This window comes from Alienimonas sp. DA493 (assembly GCF_043951915.1).
Classification (GTDB): Bacteria; Planctomycetota; Planctomycetia; order Planctomycetales; family Planctomycetaceae; genus Alienimonas.
In genome coordinates, this window is record NZ_JBINJD010000003.1 from 27,207 (window position 1) to 47,454 (window position 20,248).

Annotated in this window: 15 protein-coding genes; 2 read left to right on the top strand and 13 right to left on the bottom strand. The window is 68.7% G+C overall.

The window, feature by feature from the left end:
- Window positions 1-243: 243 nt before the first annotated feature.
- Window positions 244-2,970, bottom strand: a complete 2,727-nt coding sequence (gene ppdK / locus ACG2DA_RS00860) for a pyruvate, phosphate dikinase (RefSeq protein ID WP_395253562.1) — start codon at window positions 2,968-2,970, stop codon at window positions 244-246.
- A 255-nt stretch (window positions 2,971-3,225) separates the two neighbouring features.
- Between ppdK and ACG2DA_RS00865 the strand changes: the two genes are divergently transcribed.
- Complete coding sequence (locus ACG2DA_RS00865) at window positions 3,226-3,573, top strand: FHA domain-containing protein (RefSeq protein ID WP_395253563.1); 348 nt, start codon at window positions 3,226-3,228, stop codon at window positions 3,571-3,573.
- On the opposite strand, the gene ACG2DA_RS00870 is transcribed toward ACG2DA_RS00865, so the two are convergent.
- The 12 genes from ACG2DA_RS00870 to ACG2DA_RS00925 form a co-directional block, all read right to left on the bottom strand.
- On the bottom strand, window positions 3,570-5,246 hold the full coding sequence (locus tag ACG2DA_RS00870; RefSeq protein WP_395253564.1) for a PQQ-binding-like beta-propeller repeat protein: 1,677 nt from the start codon (window positions 5,244-5,246) through the stop codon (window positions 3,570-3,572). The two genes, ACG2DA_RS00865 and ACG2DA_RS00870, sit on opposite strands and share 4 nt — an antisense overlap.
- Before the next feature lie 166 nt (window positions 5,247-5,412).
- On the bottom strand, window positions 5,413-6,210 hold the full coding sequence (locus ACG2DA_RS00875) for a hypothetical protein (RefSeq protein WP_395253565.1): 798 nt from the start codon (window positions 6,208-6,210) through the stop codon (window positions 5,413-5,415).
- 116 nt (window positions 6,211-6,326) lie between these two features.
- Window positions 6,327-9,302 (bottom strand): zinc-dependent metalloprotease, encoded by a 2,976-nt coding sequence (locus ACG2DA_RS00880; protein ID WP_395253566.1) that lies wholly within the window; start codon window positions 9,300-9,302, stop codon window positions 6,327-6,329.
- A 328-nt stretch (window positions 9,303-9,630) separates the two neighbouring features.
- Window positions 9,631-10,395 carry a PP2C family protein-serine/threonine phosphatase gene (locus ACG2DA_RS00885; protein ID WP_395253567.1) on the bottom strand — a complete coding sequence of 255 codons (765 nt, stop codon included), beginning with the start codon at window positions 10,393-10,395 and terminating at the stop codon, window positions 9,631-9,633.
- Window positions 10,396-10,551: 156 nt separating this feature from the next.
- A complete protein-coding gene (locus tag ACG2DA_RS00890; protein ID WP_395253568.1) occupies window positions 10,552-11,307 on the bottom strand; it encodes a PIG-L family deacetylase in 756 nt (251 codons plus the stop codon).
- A 97-nt stretch (window positions 11,308-11,404) separates the two neighbouring features.
- Window positions 11,405-12,265, bottom strand: a complete 861-nt coding sequence (locus tag ACG2DA_RS00895; RefSeq protein ID WP_395253569.1) for a sugar phosphate isomerase/epimerase family protein — start codon at window positions 12,263-12,265, stop codon at window positions 11,405-11,407.
- Between the two features lie 436 nt (window positions 12,266-12,701).
- Window positions 12,702-13,010: a metal-sulfur cluster assembly factor gene (locus ACG2DA_RS00900; RefSeq protein ID WP_395253570.1), complete on the bottom strand. Its 309-nt coding sequence runs from the start codon at window positions 13,008-13,010 to the stop codon at window positions 12,702-12,704.
- A 55-nt stretch (window positions 13,011-13,065) separates the two neighbouring features.
- On the bottom strand, window positions 13,066-14,388 hold the full coding sequence (gene sufD / locus ACG2DA_RS00905; protein ID WP_395253571.1) for a Fe-S cluster assembly protein SufD: 1,323 nt from the start codon (window positions 14,386-14,388) through the stop codon (window positions 13,066-13,068).
- A gap of 71 nt (window positions 14,389-14,459) precedes the next feature.
- On the bottom strand, window positions 14,460-15,923 hold the full coding sequence (gene sufB, locus ACG2DA_RS00910) for a Fe-S cluster assembly protein SufB (protein ID WP_395253572.1): 1,464 nt from the start codon (window positions 15,921-15,923) through the stop codon (window positions 14,460-14,462).
- Between the two features lie 64 nt (window positions 15,924-15,987).
- Window positions 15,988-16,818 (bottom strand): Fe-S cluster assembly ATPase SufC, encoded by an 831-nt coding sequence (gene sufC / locus ACG2DA_RS00915; protein ID WP_395253573.1) that lies wholly within the window; start codon window positions 16,816-16,818, stop codon window positions 15,988-15,990.
- Window positions 16,819-16,890: 72 nt separating this feature from the next.
- A complete protein-coding gene (locus ACG2DA_RS00920; RefSeq protein ID WP_395253574.1) occupies window positions 16,891-17,565 on the bottom strand; it encodes an NADH-quinone oxidoreductase subunit B in 675 nt (224 codons plus the stop codon).
- On the bottom strand, window positions 17,562-18,230 hold the full coding sequence (locus ACG2DA_RS00925; protein ID WP_395253575.1) for a helix-turn-helix transcriptional regulator: 669 nt from the start codon (window positions 18,228-18,230) through the stop codon (window positions 17,562-17,564). The genes ACG2DA_RS00920 and ACG2DA_RS00925 overlap by 4 nt, the downstream gene beginning before the upstream one ends.
- A gap of 205 nt (window positions 18,231-18,435) precedes the next feature.
- Between ACG2DA_RS00925 and ACG2DA_RS00930 the strand changes: the two genes are divergently transcribed.
- Window positions 18,436-20,163 carry an alanine/glycine:cation symporter family protein gene (locus tag ACG2DA_RS00930; RefSeq protein ID WP_395253576.1) on the top strand — a complete coding sequence of 576 codons (1,728 nt, stop codon included), beginning with the start codon at window positions 18,436-18,438 and terminating at the stop codon, window positions 20,161-20,163.
- The last annotated feature ends 85 nt before the right edge of the window (window positions 20,164-20,248 follow it).

Sequence of the window (20,248 nt, forward strand, 5' to 3'; positions counted from 1 at the left end):
GAGAAACCGTACCGGGGTACGGGGGCGAGGTCCGCGGCGGTCAGCGAGGTGTTTTCATGGGTCCGGAGGCTGCGGGCCGCACATCGCGGGCGGTGCGGTCCCTCCGCGCCTGTCCCGGTTGCGACAGGGGCATCATAGCGAGTCGTCCTCGCCCGAAAAGGGCGTTTCCGATAAGAATCCGCGCATGCGTAACGCCGAGGCCCCGCGGGACCCCGGCGTTACGGACGTGTTACAGAGAATCGGTCAGCCGGCCGCGATTGCCGCCTGGGCGGCGGCGAGGCGGGCGATGGGGATCCGGCGGGGGCTGCAGGAGACGTAGTTCAGCCCGGCGTCGTGGCAGAACATGACGGACTTCGGGTCGCCGCCGTGCTCGCCGCAGATGCCGATCTTCAAATCCTTCCGCGTGCTGCGGCCGCCCTCGATGCCGATCTTCATGAGCCGGCCGACGCCCGGCTGGTCGATCGTCTGGAACGGGTCGGCGGGGACGATGTCCATCTCGCGGTACTGCGGCATGAAGCTGCCGTAGTCGTCGCGGGAGATGCCCAGGGTCGTCTGGGTCAGGTCGTTCGTGCCGAAGCTGAAGAACTCGGCCCCCTCGGCGATCTCGTCGGCCCGCAGGGCGGCCCGGGGGATCTCGATCATCGTGCCGACGGTGTACGGGATCTCCACGCCGGCCTTCTCGAACACGGCCTTCGCCGCTTCGCGGACCACGGCGGCCTGGTTCTCGAACTCCGTCTTGAAGCCGACCAGCGGGATCATCACCTCGGGGAACACCTCGTGCCCGGCCTGCTTGGTGGCGACGGCGGCCTCGAAGATCGCGGTCGCCTGCATGCGGGTCACCTCGGGGTAGACCACGCCCAGACGGCAGCCGCGGTGGCCGAGCATCGGGTTCAGCTCGTGCAGTTCGCTCACCCGGCGGTGCACGTCTTCCTTGGTGACGCCCGCGATCTTCGCCAGCTTTTCGTCCAGGCCGGGCTCCTCCTCGAGGTGCCGGTCGGAGAGGAACTCGTGCAGCGGCGGGTCCAGCAGGCGGATCGTGACCGGCTTGCCGGCCAGCGTGGTGAACAGCTTCGTGAAATCCTCCTTCTGGAACGGGAGGAGCTGATCGACCGCCTTCTGCCGGGCCTCGGCGGTCTCGGCGAGGATCATCTCGCGGATCTCGTCCAGGTGGCCGAAGAACATGTGCTCGGTCCGGCAGAGGCCGATGCCCTCGGCGCCGAAGGCGACGGCCTCGGCGGCGTCGTCGCTCTCGGCGTTCGCCCGGACGTTCAGCTTCCGGTGCTCGTCGGCCCAGCTCATGATCTTGCTGTACCGCTGGTAGGTCTCGCTATCTTCGGCCTTCATCTCGCCGTCGAGCACCTGCATCACCTCCGACGGGCTGGTCGGGATGAGGCCGGCGAAGACCTCTCCGGTGAAGCCGTCGATGGAGATGTCGTCGCCCTCCTTCAGCGTCGTGCCGCCGACGGAGACGGTCTTCTGGGCGTAATTAATCTGGAGCTCCTGGGCGCCGACGATGCACGCCTTGCCCATCTGGCGGGAGACCAGCGCCGCGTGGCTGCTCGCCCCGCCCTGGGCGGTGAGGATGCCCTTGGCGACCCGCATGCCGCGGAGGTCCTCCGGGCTGGTCTCCTTACGGACCAGCACCAGGGAAACGTCTGGATCCTTGTTCGCCTGGGCCTCAGCGGCCTCGGCGGTGAGGACGACCTTGCCGCTGGCGGCGCCCGGGCCGGCGTTGATGCCGGTCGTCAGCAGCTGGCCGGCGTCCTGGGCCTTCTTTTTGTCCGCCGTGTTGAAGATCGGCTGGAGGAGCTGGTTCAGGTCGTCCGCGGGGATGCGGCGGGGGTTCAGGGCTTCCTTGCTGTCGATCACGCCCTCTTCGACGAGGTCGTGGGCGATCCGCACGGCGGCGAAGCCGGTCCGCTTGGCGTTCCGGGTCTGGAGCATCCAGACCTTGCCCTTCTGGACGGTGAACTCGATGTCCTGGATGTCTTTGTAATGAGCCTCCAGCCGCTTGCCGATGTCGTTCAGCTCGCGGTAGGCCTCGGGCATGTCCTTCTCGAGGGTCTCCTCGATCCGCTTGGGGGTGCGGATGCCGGCCACCACGTCTTCGCCCTGGGCGTTGATGAGGTAGTCGCCGTTGAAGCCCGGGGTCCCGTCGGCGCCGTTGCGGGTCAGGCCGACGCCGGTGGCGCAGTCGTCGCCGAGGTTGCCGAAGACCATCGCCTGCACGTTGGTGGCGGTGCCCCACTCGTGCGGGATGCCGTACTGCCGGCGGTAGACGACGGCCCGGTCGTTGTCCCAGCTGTCGAAGACGGCCCCGATGGCGCCCCACAGCTGCTCCATCGGATCCTCGGGGAAGTCGCGGCCCTTCTGCTCCTTCACGACCGCCTTGAACTTGCTGACGATGTCCTTGAGCTGATCGACCGTCAGCTCGTAGTCGTACTCGACGCCGGCGTCTTCGCGGGCCTTGTCGAGGATCGTCTCGAAGGGGTCTTCATTCTGCTCGTCGCGCTCCACGCCCAGCACGACGTCGCCGTACATCTGCACGAAGCGACGGTAGCTGTCCCAGGCGAAGCGCTCGTCGCCGGACTGCTTGATGAGGGCGGCGACCGTCTTCTCGTTCAGGCCGATGTTGAGGACGGTGTCCATCATGCCCGGCATCGACTCGCGGGCGCCGGAGCGGCAGGAGAGCAGCAGCGGGTTCTCGTCGCTGCCGAACTTGGCGCCCATCGTCTCCTCGATCTTGCCGAGGGCGGCTTCCACCTGTTCCTTCACCCCCTCGGGGTACTGCCGATCGTTCTTGCTGTAGTGAACGCAGACGTCGGTGGTGATGGTGAACCCGGCGGGGACGGGGAACCCTTGCTTCGCCATCTCCGCGAGGTTGGCGCCCTTCCCGCCCAGGGTGTTCTTCATGGTGCGGTCGCCGTCGGCCGACTGACCGCCGAAGGTGTAAACGTGCTGTTGGGCCATCTGGCGCGGGGACTGATGCGAGTGCGATTTGGTTGCGAACGCCGCCACGCGAGGGAGGGCTCCGAAAGAAGCCGAGGCGAGCCGGTTCGATCCGGTTAGACCGGGGGCGCGGGCCGCGTGCGACGGGGCGGAACCGTATCGGGCGCAGAGTCCACCCGCAACCGGTCCGTCGCGGTCCCCGCGGTGTTAGAGTGACGCTCGGTTAGCCGCTCTCTTCAAGGGAGCGGCGAACGACGCCTCCCGGAGACCCAGCCGATGCGCGCCGAACTGCTGCCCCCCGTCGGTCCGGCGGTCCGATTGAAGCGCGACCTCACCGTCATCGGCCGCAAGCGGAACGTCTGCGACGTCGTGATCGAACGCGACAGCGTCTCCGCCCTGCACTGTCTGTTGGTCAAAACCGACGGCCTGCTGTTCGTCCGCGACCTCGGCAGCACGAACGGCACCACGGTCAACGGCCAACGCATCACCCGCGGCGCCCTGCTGCCGGACGACGAACTCGGCGTGGGCGGGGTGAAGTTCCGGGTGAAGCTCGGCCCCGGCACCGAGGACTTCGGGACGGGCGAAGCCAGCCAGAAGACCGAAGCCGTGCGGGCGGTGGGTTAGCCGGTCGCCGCGGCCTCCTCGGCGCCGTCTTCGGCGCCGTCGTCCTCGTCCGGATCAGCGGACGCCGTTTCGTCCCCGATGCGGACGCAGATGGCCTCGGTGCCGTTGCGCCAGTACAGCCGGCCGCGGACCAGCGCGGCGTGGTTCCAGCAGACGCCGGACAGCAGCGTCTCCCCGGCGGCGTCGCTGTAGCGGGCCAATTCCTCGAAGCCGTCCGGGGAGGCCGCGACCAACGCCAGATCGCCGTCCTCGCAGGTGACGAGCAGTGCCGGCGGGCCGTCCGCGGTTCCCACCAGCAGGACTTGCCCGTAGCCGTAGCGGCCCCGCTTCCAGACCCGCGAGCCGTCTTCGAGATCGACGCAGCTGAGGATGCCCTCGTCGAGGCCGTAGACGAAACCGTCGTGCAGGATCGCGTCGTTGAACTTCAGCTTGAAGCGATTCTCCGTCCGCCAAACCTCTGTGGCCCGCCAGTCGCCGCCGGAGCGGGCGACGTCGTAGAGCCCCGCGCCCGTGCCGTAGCCGCTGGAGAGGAAGACGCGGTCGCCGGAGACGAGCGGCAGCGCCGCGTTGACCTGGGCCTGGTTCGACCAGGGGATCTGCCACAGGGGGGCGCCGTCGACGGACAGGCCGTGCAGCGCCGTGCCGCCGTAGGCGAGGATCTGCCGCACGCCGTCCAAGTCTGCCGTGACGGGCGAACTGTAGCTCCCCACGTCGTCGCCGCTGGCCCAGAGGGTCTCGCCGTTCGCCGGATCGAGGCCCATGAACGCGGAGCCCTCCCCGGCCGCGACGCCCGGCAGCACGACGAGGGCTCCGTCCACGACCTGCGGGCTGCACGCCAGCCCCCATTCAATGTTTTCGCTCCCGCCGGGGATCAGTTCACGCTTCCATCGCAGTTCGCCGGTGCGGGCGTCGAGGCAGGTGACGAGCCCGGTGGAGCCCATCGAGTAGACGGCGCCCTCGTGGAACAGCGGCGTGCTGGCCGGGCCGTCGCCGCCGTTGGGGGCGATGCGGGAGAACCGCACCGGTTCGCCGTGGCTCCACAGCGGGGCGCCGCTGTCGGCGTCGTAGCAGGCGACGGTCTCCTCGTCCCCCCGCTGCTCCAGGGTGAAACAGCGATCGCCGACCACGCTGAACCCGCCCCAGCCCAGCCCCACCGGGTGCCGCCAGACCGTCTTCGGGACCTCCTCGGACCAATCAGTGCGCACGGTTGCGTCGAGGACGACGCCGTCCCGGTCCGAACCCCGCAGGCCGGGCCAGTCGTCGGCGTCGGCGACCAGGGGCGGGGCGTCGGCGGCCCGCCGCGCCTCGGCTGAGGCGGCCGAAGTGGGGTGAGCGGCGACGAACGCGGCGAGGCGCTCCTCGGCGTCGGGGGCGAAGCGGTAGCGGAAGCCGGTGATCTGCATCGCCCCGTCCCACTGCGGGGGGAACAGGAACCACAGCCCCCCGCCGACGGCGACCGCGGCGGCGGTGACCCCCGCCCGCGTCCGCCAGCTCCATCCGGTGTAGAACCAGACGAGGCAAACCGCAGCCAACGCGGCGGCGGAGACGGCCCCGAGCAGCACGAACCCCTCCATCGTACCGTCGCCGTCGGTGAGCCAGTCGGCGAGCGACCACGCGACGAACGGCGCGAGCAGCCCGACGACGATCGCGCCGAGGCCCACGGTCCGCCACACGCGGCGCGGTCCGGAGGCCGGCGGAGCCGGGGCTGCCTGTGGGGCGTCGGCGGCCGGGGGAGTGGGCTCGGGGGCGGGAGCGTCGGTCACGGCAGCCGGGCGGGAGGGGGCGAACGGGCGAGTGTCGGTTCGCCCCCGCCGCTCGGCAAGGCCCGGCCCCGTCGACTCAGTCCCGCAGCGGTCGGACGACGACGGCGGCGCCGTCCCAGCGGAGGCGGGCGTCGTCCCGCTCCGGGTTCGACTCGTGGAACGGGATGGCGGCCCGCTCCCGGTCCGTCAGCAGGCGATCGAGCGCTCTGCGGTCGAAGTCCGGCGGCAGGACGTCGGCCAACTCGGCGGCGTGCACCCGGGCGAGGCGCCGGTTCTCCGCCGGACAGGCGATCAACGCTTCCAGCAGGATCGACCGCGGAATCCAGGCGGCCCGTCGCCGGACCGCCGCGGCGTCCGCCTCCGGCAGACGGCCGAACAGGCGGTGGTCGTCGGCCAGCGGGGCCAGCCGCATCGCCGCCTCCCCCCGCAGTCGTTGCAGCTCCCGCTCGTCCGGCAGATCGTTCACGGCGGTCGCCACACCGATCGCGGCGGCGATCGAGGCGAACCGCTCGGCGGACCAGCCTAGTTCCTTCAGCCACCCCGGCGCCCGCGGCGACTTCGCCAGGGAGGCGGCGAGGGCGGAGCCGCGCAGGCGGTCGCGCACGGCGTGATCCTCCGCCTCAGCAAGCGCCGCCACCGTGCGGGTCGACGCGGCCGGCCAGTCCGGAGCCGACGGCAGCGCCTCGGCGAGCGACGCCATCCCCTCGGGGCCCAGCGTCTCGGCCAGCCGCAGAAAGTCCGCGAAGTCCCGCTCCGACACCGGCGTCGCCGCGTCGATCCGTACCGAGAGCGTGCGGACCGGCGGGGGTTCCCCGCACCCGGCGAGCGTCAGCCCGACAGTCAGACCCACGGCGGCGGCGAGGGAGGTTCTCACGTTCTTCCGAGTCGTCCGCCCGGGCGCCGCACGCCAGTCCGACCGCCCGCGCACGCAAAACCGCCCCGCCGGGAGGCCCGGCGGGGCGGTCGAATCTCAGCGGATCGGACGGAGCGTTAGCGGCGGTTCAGGGCCGCGGGCTCGTTCCCGAAGATGATCGTCGGCCGGCCGGAGCTGCCGCCGATGTCGTTCGCGTTGTAGATGTACTCCGCGTCCAACGCTTTGCGGATCATCGACTCGGCCTCCATCAGGTGGGCCTTGGTGTAGGCGTCCGCGGCGTCGCTGTGCGCCTCCAGGAAGGCGGCGATCTGATCGGCCGTCTCCGTGAGCTGCATCGTGGCGAGGTTGGAGATCGGCTTGAAGGCCGCCCCGCTGCCGGCGCCCGGCAGGCTGAGGTCGATCAACCGGTTGACGTGCTCCCGCTGCAGGTTCCGCCGCAGGCTGGAGATCATCGGCTGCCGGGGGGTGAACTCGCCCTCCGGCACGTCCTTCAGCTCGGTCCAAACGGCGGACCGCACCGTTTCCAGCAGCTCCGGCAGGGTGAAGGCGTCTTCCCCGGCGGGGACCTGTAGCTCATTGTCGTACACCCGCCGCAGCACGGTCGGGTTGAGCACCTGGGTCATCGCGGAGGCCTGCATCCCCTCGATGCGGTCGTGCACCGGGAAGACGCTGTCGTTCATGGCGCTCCGCCAGCCGCTCCCGTCCAGCCACTTGGCCGTGGTCAGGTGGGAGAGCAGTTCCGGCGTCAGGCCGTAGGCGTCGTCGCGGAAGCTGTTCTCGATGACGAACTCCAGCGCCTCGCGCTGATCCTTCGCGTCGACGACCTTCAGCGGCGGGGTTTCGCTGTCCTGACCCTTCACGTCGCGGCGGACGAACACGCCGCCGATCCAGTTGGACATCATCCCGAGCTGACGCATCTGCATCGAGAGCGTCATCTCGTAGCCTTCGCGGGCTTTGAACCAGCCGTCGCCGTCTTCGACGAACGCTTCGAGCAGCTTGGTGCGGCGGTCTCTGATCAGCTCCATCTGATCCTTGGCGTAGGTCAACGGGTCGGAGCCGAAGTCGTAGCGGCGGGCGAAGGGGTCTGGGCCGGAGGTGTCCTCGTCGGTGCCGAAGGCGAGCTCCGGCTCCGTGCTGCGGGCGAGCAGCTTGGGCAGCTCCTTGGCGTCGGCGGTGTAGCCGTACTCGATCGCCCAAACGTCGTAGGGGCCGATGCCTTCCATCGCGTAGGCGCCCTGCTCCTCGCCGGCGTTGAAGCGGATGTTGATCGGCGTGTAGTCCATCACGCTGGTCGCGATCAGGCCCTTGCCGCCGTTGATCTCGCTAAAGCTGGAAACGGCGGTCGCCTTGAAGTTGTGCCGCAGGCCGAGCGTGTGGCCGACCTCGTGGGCGACCAGGTGGGCGAGCTGCGGACCGATGAAGCTCTCCGGCATGCCGTCGAGCATCTGTTCGTCGGACTCCTCCTCGTCGTCCCCCTCGGACTTCTTGGCCTCTTCGTCCGACTCCTCCTCGCCGTCTTCGGCGGGGTCTTCGTCCTTCTTGTCGCCGTCGTCGTCGCCGTCGGCGTCGTCCTCTTTCGCCTCGGCCTTGGCTTTGGCCTTCTTCGCGTCGTAGGCCCGCATCGCCAGTTCCATGCGGAGGGCGGCCAATTCGGCGCCCTTCTCATTGGCGGCGAGGCAGAGACCGTTCTTCTGAACGCCGGTGCCGATCAGGCCGTCGAACTGGTCGTCGCCCATCATCTCGGCGTTCACCCGCCCGGCGGCGTGCCCGGCGAGCGGGTCGAAGGCGCGGCGAGCGATCTCCGCGGCCACCGCGGCCCGGTCGCCCGGCTCGGCGAACCGCACCCGCGGATCCCAGTTGGGGTGCTCCGCCAGCCAGGCCAGCGTTTCCGGCCCCATGCCCTGCATGGCGACCTTCGGCATCACCTTGTCGAACTGCATCTGGAAGTGCCGGATCCAGCCGTCGGTCAGGATGATGTCCGCGTCGAGGATCTCGCCGGTCTCCGGGTTGATCCGGGAGGGGCCGATCGCCGTGCCGACGTCGTTGTTCAGCCAGCGGACGAAGTTGTAGCGGACGTCCTCCGGGTCCTTGTCCATATGGCGACCGGTGTTGGCGTCCTGGTACTCGACCTGGATCGCGTCTTCGATGCCGATTTCCTCGAACGCCTTGTTCCAGGACTCGATACCCTCCTTGACCCAACGCCGGTAGCGGACCGGCGTGGTGTGCTCGACGTAGAAGACGATCGGCTCCTTCGGCGGGCTGACCTTCAGCTTCGGGTCGGCCTTCTCCAGGTGCCAGCGGGTGATGTAGCGGACGCGGGTCTCGTCGTCGTCGTACTTGCCGTAGTCGCTGTAGGCGGTCGTGAAGTAGCCGACGCGCTGGTCCGCCTCACGGGGTTTGAAGCCGGGGCTGGGCTTCAGCACGCTGAAGCTGTAGTGCAGCGTCTTGAGCTGACCGCCGGAGCCGGGAACCTCGAAGGCGACTTCCACGTTCTCCGTGAACGCTTTGGCCTGCTTGATGCCGAAGATCCGCGGGGTGCTACGGTTGATCGAGAGCCCCTGGAAAAAATCGCCGGCCTTGCCGACGCAGAGGGCGTCCATGTCGATCACCGGCCCGCCGCCGGGGCCCATCGTGACGATGGGGATCTCCATCAGCACGCGGTCGGTGAACAGCCGCTCAACGGAGGCCTTAGCCTCTTTCTCGGAGGTCCGCACGTCGACGTTGGGGGCGATGACCGCCAGCACCTTGTCGTAGCGCTTGAACTTCACGTAAAGATCGCCCGCCTGAAGACCGGCGAACTCCTCGCCGCTGGCGACGGTCAGGGCGACGAAGTACTGCTGCGAGGCGAAGTCGCCGGGCAACTCGGCGAACATCTGGCCGTCTTTGGACCGCGTCCAGAGCGTCCAGAGGGGCTTTTCGGCGGTGCCGTCAGCCTTGGTGGGGCTGGCGACTTTATCGAACCCTTCCAAGACCTTGGCGTGTTCCGGGAAGTCCGATTTGTCCTCCGCTTCTGCAAAGGAGGCGGACGCCCCGAGGAGGCAGGCGGCGGCCGCCCACGCGAGGGGCTGGAAGAAATGAGTTCGACGTCTCATCGGATGCAGGACTGGTGGTTCGTGGGAAGAAGACCGTAGCGGGGCCGAGTCCGGGAGGACCTGCGGCCGGACACGCCGACGCACCTGTGCGCTGGAGCGACGTCGTCAGACTTTCCATATTCTTCCCGACCGACGGGGGTGGGCAAGCCCCCGGCGCCGGGAGGCGGGAATCTCGGTGGTCGAGCGGAACCGATCGACGCGCGAAAAGCGGCGCCGAGGGTCGTGCGGTCGGACGTGTCAGGCAGAGAACCGGGAAACGCCCGGGCGTTTCACGGACGTTCCCCGCCGCGGGGGCGGGCGGAAGCCGCCCCCGGAGAGAAGCTGCCCGTCAGACGACGTCGACGATCAGGCAGGTGATGTTGTCCTTCGAACCGCCCTCCTGGGCCGCCCGCACGACGGCTTCCGCCGCGGCCTGCGGGTCCGGCTGGGACACCAGCAGATCGCGGAGCGGCTCCCCGTCCAACCCGTCCGTCACCCCGTCACTGCACAGCAGGAAGCGGTCGCCCCGTTTCGGCTCCAGCGCCTTCACGCACGCCCCCTGTCCGCCCTCCTTGCTGCCGAGGTAACGGTAAAGCACGTTCTTATAGCGGTGCGTCGCCGCCTCCTCCGGCTTGATCGTGCCGGCCTCCACCAAAGCCTGCACGAGGCTGTGGTCCGTGGTGAGCTGCTTGAGTTGACCGTCGCGCAGCCGATAAACCCGGCTGTCGCCGACGCCGCCGACGTGCAGCAACCCGCCCGCCGCCACGAGGAACACCACGGTGGTGCCCATCTGGTTCTGCTCCGGGTCGAGGGCCCCGGCGGCCATGATCTCCGAGTTCGCCTCCGCGACGGCCCGGTCCAGCAGTTGGGAGACCGCCTCCTTCCCCGCCCGCTTGAAGTCAAGCTTGGCGATCAGGGCTTCCGGAATCATCTCGACGGCCATGGCACTGGCCTTCTCGCCGGCCGCCTGTCCGCCCATTCCGTCGGCGACGATGAAGAACCGCCCGTCCGGATCGACGTGGGCGCTGTCCTCGTTGTTCTTCCGAAAGTTCCCCGTGATGCTCAGCACGCCGTGCCGCAATTTGATCGGCTTGGATGACGCGGAGCGGCCCATGAACAGCACGGCGGGCGGGGGATTGGGAGGCCGAAGCGGTGCGGGAAGTCAATGCACAGTCTACGGCACCGCCCCTCCGGAAACACACGACCCGCTTGCGTTCCGTGAAGACGGCCCCACATCCCGCCGGTCGTGCGGGGCCGCCGGGCCCGCCGCTCAGGGGGCGTCCACCGGCTCGACGGCCGGCAGCACGGTTTGCAGGAAGTCCCGCGTGCCGACCGTGGTGGCGGAGAGGAACATCTCGCCCCGCTCGAACCCCGCGGCGGCCCCGTTCGACAGGCTGGCGCCCTCCAAGATGCTCCAGACGCGCTTCTTCTCCGCCGGGAACTGCGATTTGTAGCACTTCACCGCCGCGACCTTCTTCTCGTAGGTCGCGGTGATGTCCGTCACGAAGGCCCCGCCGTGCGGCGGCAGGGCGGTCGTGCTGAAGCCGAGCGGGTACCAGACCTGTTTGTCGATCCGGTGGACCGGCAGGTGGTCGAAGTGTTCGTCCCATTTGCACAGCCGGCTGTAGAACACGGCCGCGTCGGTAATCTGCGTCGCCTGCCAATGGTCCGGCGAGGCCATCGGCGTCTTGTCCGCGATGCCCAGCACGACCTTCGGCCGGAAGCGGCGAAAGACCTTCGCCAGTTCGCAGCGGGCCTCGAACGAGTCGAACAGCCGCCGGTTCGGCAGTTCGAGCGTCTGCCGGTGATGCAACCCGAGAGTCTCGGCGGCGGCTTTCGCCTCGGCGAGGCGTTCCTCTCGGCCGCTGCTGCCGGGGGTCGGCTCGCCGTCGGTCAGATCGACCAGCCCCACGCGGTAGCCTTGCTCCACGAGCCGGGCGAGCGTGCCGCCGCAGCCGATCTCCACATCGTCCGGGTGGGCCCCGACGGCGATCACGTCCAACGGTTGCGGCAGTTCGTCGGTCACAGCAGCGGGCGGAGAGGTCGGGAACGGGCCGGCACGGTACCGCCGACCCCGCCGCCGCGTCACCCCCGCCGGCCCGCTCGCCGCGACGGGCCCCGGCTCAATGAACCTCGTCGTGCAGATCGGCGAACCAGCGGACGGTGCGGCGCAGGCTCTCCGTGTGATCCTCCCGCTCCCAGGCGGGCCGGTTCCAAACGTCCAGCTCGTAGTCGCCCGTGTAGCCGCACTCGGCCAGCCGGTGGATGAGCGTCGTCAGCGGCAGCGATCCGTTGCCGGGGTATTGCCCCTGACCGCGGCGTTCGCCCCGCCCCGCTCTGACCCGGCAATCGGCGAGTTTGACCAGCTTTACCGCGTGGGCGAACTCGTGCACCCGGTTCACCAGCGAGGGATTCCGGGCCATCAGCAACGTGGGCAGCGCCATGCCGACGTTCGGCCGGCCCACCCGATCCAACAGCTTGAGCGTGTCCGACACCGACCGCACCACGCTGTCCCGTACCAGCCGACCCGGGAGCGGCTGGACCGCGATCGAGACGTCGAACTCCGCCGCCATCGCGCCGAGCTTCCGCAGCGTGCCCGGGATCAGGTTGTGGGAGGCGTGCCGCTCCGTAAAACAGCCGTTGCCGCCGGTGGCGACGCACACGCACTTCGCCCCCACCTCGCCCGCGAGCTTGATCGCTTCCGCCGCCTCGAACCAAGCCTGCCGCCGATCGAACTCGTCGCCGTGGGTGAATCCGCCGATCCAGGAGAGGCTGCTGACGCTCACGCCCGACCGCCGGACCGCCTTGGCGACTTCCCGCCGGGAGCGCGAGCGGAACTTACCGTTCCAGAGGCCGACCGCATCGAAGCCGCAGTCCGCGACGGCGGACAGGTCCCGCTCCATGCTCCAGCGGCGGGTGGTCGGCTGGCCGAGAGCCAGCCGCGGCCGGGGCAGCGGTCGCGGGGCGTCCTCGCAAACCAGCATCAATCCGGACAGCCGCGGATCGGGAGACGGTCCCGCGGACGCCGAGGGGGAGGTTGAGGAAGACGCGGGGACGGGCGGCACGATCGATCGGCGGCGGGTTCGCGGGCGGATCCGGCATCGGGGGTCGGCGCTCCCCCGGCGGAGCAAGGATTAGCGTCCAGGGACGCAGCGAAACACTGTCCAGCGCTCCGATTTTTTGCGTCCTGCGGGCTGTCGGGGCCGGAGCGATCGGCGTGCCGCCGGCCCAAGTCCAAACGTCACGTGAAGATCCGGCGAACGGCCCCGGAACTGACAATTTTTCTTAGGAACTTCTGTTCAGGTCGGCGGTTGTCGCGGCTCCGCACCGCTTTCGGCGTGACGGCGTGGGCGAATCCGCGACAGGCCTCCCCGGGGCTGTCGTCAGCCCCGGCAGCCGGACGTTCAGTCCCCGAGACGATCAGAAAATGCCGAGCTGATCGCGGGCGTCGTCGGTCATCCGCTCCGGCGACCAGGGCGGATCCATGGTGAGGGTCACGTCGCATTCGCCGACGCCCTCCACCCGTTCGACCGCCGATTTGGCGTTCTGCACGATCTGCGGGCCTGCGGGACAGGCCGGGCTCGTGAGGGTCATCGAGACCTTCGCCTGCCCGCCCTCCTCCTCCGGCGGGACGACGTCGTAGACCAGTCCCAAGTCGACGATGTTGACCATCAGTTCCGGGTCGATCACCTCCTTGAGGGCGTCGACGAGTTCAGATTCGGCAGGCATCGGGGCGGAGCGGTCGGAGAGCAGGGAGCGAAGGGGGCGGAGACGGGACGCGGCGTCAGTCGCCGATACCGAGTTTACGCTCCGTCGCGGCGGCGAGCGCCTGCCGCACGGGGTCGACGTTCACCCGGTCCAGCACCTTGTCGAAGAACCCGGCGACGATCATGTGCATCGCCTCCGACTCCATCAGCCCGCGGCTGCGGCAATAGAACAGCTGTTCCTCGTCCACGCGGCCGGTCGTGGCCCCGTGGGTGCAGCGGACGTCGTCCGCCTCAATCTCCAGCCCCGGGATGCTGTCGCTGCGGGCGTCCTCGGAGAGCATCAACGAGTCGCAGCGCTGGTAGCCGTCGGTCCGCTGGGCGACCTCCTCCACCTTGATCATCCCCCGCCAGACGACCTTCGACTTATCCCGCAGAACCGTCTTGTAGAGCAGGTCGCTGTCGGTGTCGGGAGCGTTGTGCGCCTGCTGGGTGTAATAGGACAGGTTCTGACGGCCGGTGGAGAACGTGACCCCGTTGACCTCCCCGCGGGCGCCGCGGCCGTCCAGCTTCACGTCCTGATGGACGTGGGCCAGCTTCGCTCCGAGGCCGCCGACAGTCCACTGGAGCAAGCCGTCCCGGCCCACGCGGCCGCACTGATGGGCGAAGTGCAGCGTGTTCGCGTTCCAGTTCTGCAATTGGGCGTAGCGGAGCTTCGCCCCGTCGCCGACGAACAGCTCGACCGCTCCGACGTGCAGCCCAGCGTCTTCGCCGAGGCTGGCGGTTTCTTCGAGGAGTGCCGCGTCCGCCCCGTCCTCAAGGATCACGAGGGTGTGCGACAGGTCGCAGTTCCCGGTCCCGCTGAGCCCGATCAGGCTGTGCAGGGGCTGTTCGAGGGATACGTTCCGCGGGACGTACAGCACGGTCCCGCCGGTCCAGAAGGCCCCGTGCCAGGCGGCGAAGCGGTCGGCCTCCGGGCTGACGCCTTTCGTCATCAGATACGGCTCGAGCAGCTCGCCGTGGGTGTTGACGAGGTCCGAAAGGCAACCGAAGACGACGCCGGCCTCCTTCAACTCCTCGGACAGCTCCACGTGAGCGGCGGCGCCGTCGGCGTGCACCGCCCGGCCGCCGAACCCGGCGGCGTCGGTCATGCCGCCGGCGAATTCCGCCGGGTTCGCCCCCGATTCCGCGAGCGAAAACTTCTCCGGCCGCAGGAACCGCAGCTCCACCCGTCGATATTCCTCCGCCGGGTCCGGCTTGGCGAGGTGGGCGAGGTACTCGGCGAACGCCTCCCGCCGCCGCTCCGTCACCCAGGCTGGCTCGGTGCGGGTTTCAAGGAACCGTTCGAACGCGTCCGCGTCGAACGTGGCGGGGGCCGGGGCGGCGGTGAGGGCGGATTTCATGGAGAACGAGTGGGCGCGCGTCGGGCGAACCGACGGCTGGGAGGACGAACGGGAAACCGGCGAACGGGGCGTCAGCCCACGCTGCCCTCCATCTGCAGTTCGATGAGCCGGTTCATCTCGACGGCGTATTCCATCGGCAGCTCCTTGACGAGCGGTTCGATGAAGCCGGTGACGATCATCCCGCTGGCCTCAGCCTCCGACAGGCCGCGGCTCATCAGGTAGAACAGCTGGTCCTCGGCGATCTTGGAGACGCTCGCCTCGTGCTCCAGCGAAACGTCCGCCTCCTCGCATTCGATGTACGGGTAGGTGTCGGACTTGCTCTCCGGGTCGAGGATCAGCGCGTCGCAGACGACGTTGCTCTTGGAGCCTTTCGCCCCGTCCATGACCTTGACCAGGCCGCGGTAGGAACTGCGGCCGCCGTCCTTGGACAGGCTCTTGGAGATGATCCGGCTGGAGGTGTTCGGGGCGGCGTGCACCATCTTGGCGCCGGCGTCCTGGTGCTGGCCGGGACCGGCGAAGGCGATCGACAGCGTCTCCCCGCGGGCGCCCTCCTCCAACAGGTGGCACGCCGGGTACTTCATTGTCAGCTGCGAGCCGAGGTTGCCGTCGACCCACTCCATCGTGGCGTCGCCGTACACGTGAGCCCGCTTGGTGACGAGGTTGTAGACGTTGTTCGACCAGTTCTGAATGGTCGAATACCGGCAGCGGCCCTTCTTCTTGACCACGATCTCCACCACGGCGCTGTGCAGCGAGTTGCTGCTGTACGTCGGGGCCGTGCAGCCTTCGACGTAGTGAATGTTGGCACCCTCGTCGACGATGATCAGCGTCCGCTCGAACTGGCCCATGTTCTCGCTGTTGATGCGGAAATAGGCCTGCAGCGGGAACTGGATCGACACGCCCGGCGGGACGTAGATGAAGCTCCCGCCGCTCCACACGGCGCTGTTCAGGGCGCTGAACTTGTTGTCGTCCGCGGGGATGACGGTCGCCCAGTACTCGCGGAACAACTCCTCGTGCTCCCGCAGGGCGCTGTCGGTGTCGGTGAAGATCACGCCCTGATCGGTCAGGTCCTGCTGGAGCGAGCCGTAGACGACCTCGCTCTCGTACTGGGCCTTCACGCCGGAGAGATACTTCTGCTCCGCCTCCGGGATGCCGAGCTTCTGGTACGTCTTGCGGATGTCCTCCGGCACGTCGTCCCAGCTGCGCTCCTGCCCGGCGCTGGCCTTCATGTAGTAATAGATGTCCTGATAATCGATCTTACCGAGATCGCCGCCCCAGTCCGGCGTGGGGCGCTGCTCGAACAGGGCGAGGCTGTCGAGCCGGTAGTCCCGCATCCAGGCGGGCTCCTTTTTCATCTCCGAGATCTGCGCGACGACCTCGCGGTTCAACCCCTTGCGGGACTTGAACGCGTACTTGTCGGTCGGATCGTGGAAGCCGAAGCGATAATCGCCGAGGTCCACGTCCGGCCGGTCGGCGACCGGGGACTCGAAGTCGCGGGCGGGGGCGTCGGCGGTCGGGGTGTCGAGGGCGGCGGGCATGGTCGTGCGTCGGAAGGAGGAAATAGCAGCGGTGACGGCGGGGCGGCGGCCGGTGCGGGCCGGCTCAGGCGACCCCCGCCAATTCGGACTCCGTCCCGGCCTTGAGCGAATCCGCCTCCGCGGCGGCGTCCGGGTGCCGCTCGCGAACGCCGGCGTACCCCTGGGAGTACAGTTCTTCCGCCAGCTCTTTGCCGCCGGTCTCCACGATCCGCCCGCCGAGCATCACGTGCGTGTACTGCGGCGTGTTGTAGTGCAGCAGACGATCATGGTGGGTGATGATCAGGACGCCGGTGTCCTGCTCCTTGGCCAGTTTGGCGACTCCCTCGGAGACCACGTTCACCGCGTCGGTGTCCAGGCCGCTGTCGGTTTCGTCGAGGAAGGCGAAGCGGGGGCGGAGCATCGCCATCTGGACGATCTCCATCCGCTTCTTTTCCCCGCCGCTGAAGCCCTCGTTGAGGTACCGGCGGGCGAAGGCGCGGTCGACGCTCAGTTCGTCCATCCGCTCGTACAGTTCGCGGCGGTATTCCCGCATCGGGATGAGGTCGCCGCCCTCTTTGCGGTCCGGGTTGCGGACGTTGGAGACCGCGTGCCGGAGGAAGTCGGCCACCTTCACGCCGGGGATCGTGACCGGGTACTGGAAGGCAAGGTACAGCCCCTTGCGGGCCCGCTGGTCGGCTTCCAGTTCGATGATCTCCTCCCCGTCCAGCGTGACGCTGCCGGAGGTCACCGCGTAGCCGGGATGCCCGGCGAGGGCGTAGGCGAGGGTGCTTTTGCCGCTGCCGTTCGGACCCATCAGGGCGTGCACCTCGCCGCTGTTGAGCGTGAGGTTCACGCCGCGCAGGATCGGCGTGTCGCCGACGGAGACGTGCAGATCGGTGATTTGGAGGGTGCTCATTGCGCTCGGATAGCTTCGTTATTGACCGGTCGCGGCGACCGGTCGTCACTCTGGATGGATAAAAAAGTCGCGTCAGACGGCGAGCGGCCGGACGGTCACGGCGTCGCCGGCCAACACGGGCAGGGCGACGCGACCGGAATGATGCGGGACGGGCAGCCGCTCCTCGGTCGCTCCTGACCGGCGGGCGAGCGTGCGGGCGTTGATCCGGTCCTGAAGCCGCAGGATGCCTTCCAGCAACGCTTCGGGCCGGGGCGGGCAGCCGGGGACGTACACGTCCACCGGCACTACCAGGTCCACGCCTTTGACGACGTGATACCCGTGTTTGAAGTACGGTCCCCCGCCGACCGTGCAGGCGCCCATCGCCAGCACGTACTTCGGCTCCGGCATCTGCTCGTAGAGCCGACGCAGCCGGGAAGCCATTTTGTGCGTCACCGTGCCGGCGACGATCATGAGGTCGGCCTGACGGGGCGAGGCCCGAAAGGCGCCGCAGCCGAACCGTTCGAGATCCACCCGCGGGCCGCCGATGGCCATCATCTCCATCGCGCAACAGGCGATGCCGAAGGTCATCGGCCAGATCGCGTTCGCCTGCCCCCAGTTGAGAGCCTGCGAAACCGTGGTAAGGACGACGTTTTCCTCGAACCGGCCCTCCAGCCAGCCGCCGTCGGCGGGCTGGGAGGTCGGCGGACGCTCCAGGAGCGTGCCGGGATCGTCGGCGAAGGCGGCGGCGGGAACGGCGGCGACGCTCATGATCGACCCCCCGCGTTGGCCGGAGCCGCCCCGACGAGGGCCGAGCCGTTCGGCGTGAATTCGCAGCAGGAATCCCCGTCCCGGCAGCAGCGGGTCAGGGCGACGCCGGTGCCGAGCACGCGCTCGAACACCTTCTGTTCCAACTCGCAGATCTGAGGATCGTCCTCGGAAATGTCCAGATACGGGCAGTGGTGCTCCCGCAGGATCGGCAGCGGACCGCTGTCGTCGATTTCGACGGTGAAGCCGTGCACCTGCAGGGCGTCGCGGAGCCCCGCGAGCCGCTGGCGCAACTCGCCCTCTCCCTCGGCGTCGCCGCCGTAGCGGGACACGAGCGTGTCCTGCAAACGGCCGAACAGGAACGCCCGCACCTTCTCGTCCTCCACCTCGGACAGGGCGGACCACATCGCGTCGGCCAACTCCTGATAGTTGGAGCCGAGGGCCCGGCGGCCGTCCGGCGTGAGCCCGTACAGATGGCGGGGCCGTCCGCGGCCGACGCTGACGGGGCGGCGATCGACCAACCCGGCGTCCGAGAGCCGGGTGAGCCGCTGCCGCACGGCGGTCGCGGTCACGCCGAGATCGTCGCACAACTCTTCAATTCCTGCCCGCGACCGCCGGTTCAGGCGGGCGAGCAAGGTGCGGTCGGCGGCGGAGACGGGTTCGCTCACGGGGTCATCGTACGGGGGCCGAACGTTTCAACAACTGGGGGTGTGACAAATGCCGGGGGATGAGCCCGCATTGAGATGCGATCCCACCAACTGTCCCGCCCTTTTGGCCTTGCCTACCGCGGCGGAGTCGCTCTAGCCATGATGGCCGCCTCCCGCCGACGGGCCTCGCGTCGGCCGAATGTTCGAACCCCCCGCCCCCTGGCAGATGTCGACTTCGCCCCGAGCCACCTCGTTCGCACTCCTGCTCGCACTGTTCTTTGCAGCCGGCCCGGCCCCGGCACAGGACGCCCCCCTCGCTGATGAGCCCGCCGCGGAAGCGGCCACCGACCCGATCGCCGTGAAAGGCGGCGAAGAGATCGGGGAGGACGCCCCGCCGGAAACAGTCGCGGCGGAGGGGGAGGCCGACGTCGAAGGCGTCGAGGCGCTCACGCCGGAGGCGACGGGTTGGCAGGCGACCGTGAACGAGGGGGCCGGCGCCGTCGCGGGGGCGATGGCGACCGTCATGTTCTACGACCTCAGTTCCCCGTTCATGGAGGAACCGATCGGACTGGCCGCGGTCGTGGTGATGCTGGTGCTCGCCGCCATCTTCTTCACCGTCTACACCGGCTTCATCAACCTTCGCGCCTTTAAGCACGCGCTGGAGATCACCGCCGGGAAATGGGACACCCCCGGCGACGAGGGCGAGGTTAGCCACTTCCAGGCGCTGGCGGCCGCCTTGTCGGCGACGGTGGGCCTGGGCAATATCGCCGGCGTCGCCATCGCCGTGAGTATGGGCGGCCCCGGGGCGGTCTTCTGGATGGTGATCGCCGGCCTGCTGGGCATGTCCAGCAAATTCATGGAATGCACGCTGGGGCAGAAGTACCGGAAGGTCCGGGCCGACGGCAAAATCATGGGCGGGGCGATGTACTACCTCAGCGACGGGCTGAGCGGCATCAATCTCAAACCGCTGGGCGTGGTACTGGCGGGGCTGTTTGCGGTGCTGTGCGTCGGCGGGTCGATGATGGGCGGCAACGCCTTCCAGGTGAATCAGTCCCTCGGCGCGGTCGGTAAGCAGTTTCCCGAGCTGCTCGAATATCGCTGGGTCTACGGGCTGGTGATGACCTTCCTGGTCGGGCTGGTGATCCTGGGCGGGATTCAGCGGATCGCCGCGACGGCCGGCAAGATCGTGCCGCTGATGTGCGGGATCTACGTCGCCGCCTGCCTGTTCATCCTCGGCAAGAACTTCACCGAGATCCCCGACGCGTTCGGCACGATCGTCGGCGAGGCGTTCAAATGGGACTCCGCCTACGGCGGGTTCATCGGCGTGTTGATCATGGGCTTCCGCCGGGCGGCGTTCTCCAACGAGGCCGGCGTCGGCTCCGCGGCGATCGCCCACTCCGCGGCGAAGAGCGAGTACCCGATTCAGGAAGGCATCGTCGCCCTGCTGGAACCGTTCATCGACACCGTGGTCGTCTGCACGATGACGGCGCTCGTCATCGTGATTACCGGCGCCTACGCCGACCCGGAACTCGCCACGTACGTCGAAAACAACAACGGCGCCGCCCTCACCAGCGCCGCGATGGGCAGCGAAATCTCCTGGTTCCCCTACGTGCTGTCCGGGGCCGCGGTGCTGTTCGCCTACTCCACGATGATCTCCTGGAGCTACTACGGGGAGCGGAGCTGGTGCTACCTGTTCGGCGACGCCGCCTCCATCGTCTACCGGATCATCTTCCTGATCTTCGTGTTCCTGGGCTCGATCATCAGCGCGACGAACGTGCTGGAACTGGGCGACCTGATGATCCTCGGCATGGCGATCCCGAACATCATCGGCGTCGTGCTGCTCTCCCCCGTCGTGAAGCGGGATCTGAACGCCTACTGGTCGAAGTACCGCAGCGGCGAGCTGAAGCGGGAGGTCGCCGCGGAGTTCGAAGCGGCTGAAAAAGCGGCCAGCTGAGTCGGCGAGGTCCGGAGAGCGTCGCGTCTCGGACCCTTCGAGGGTCCGGGACGCTGGCGTGAGGTCCCGTTCTGGCGGTGCGATT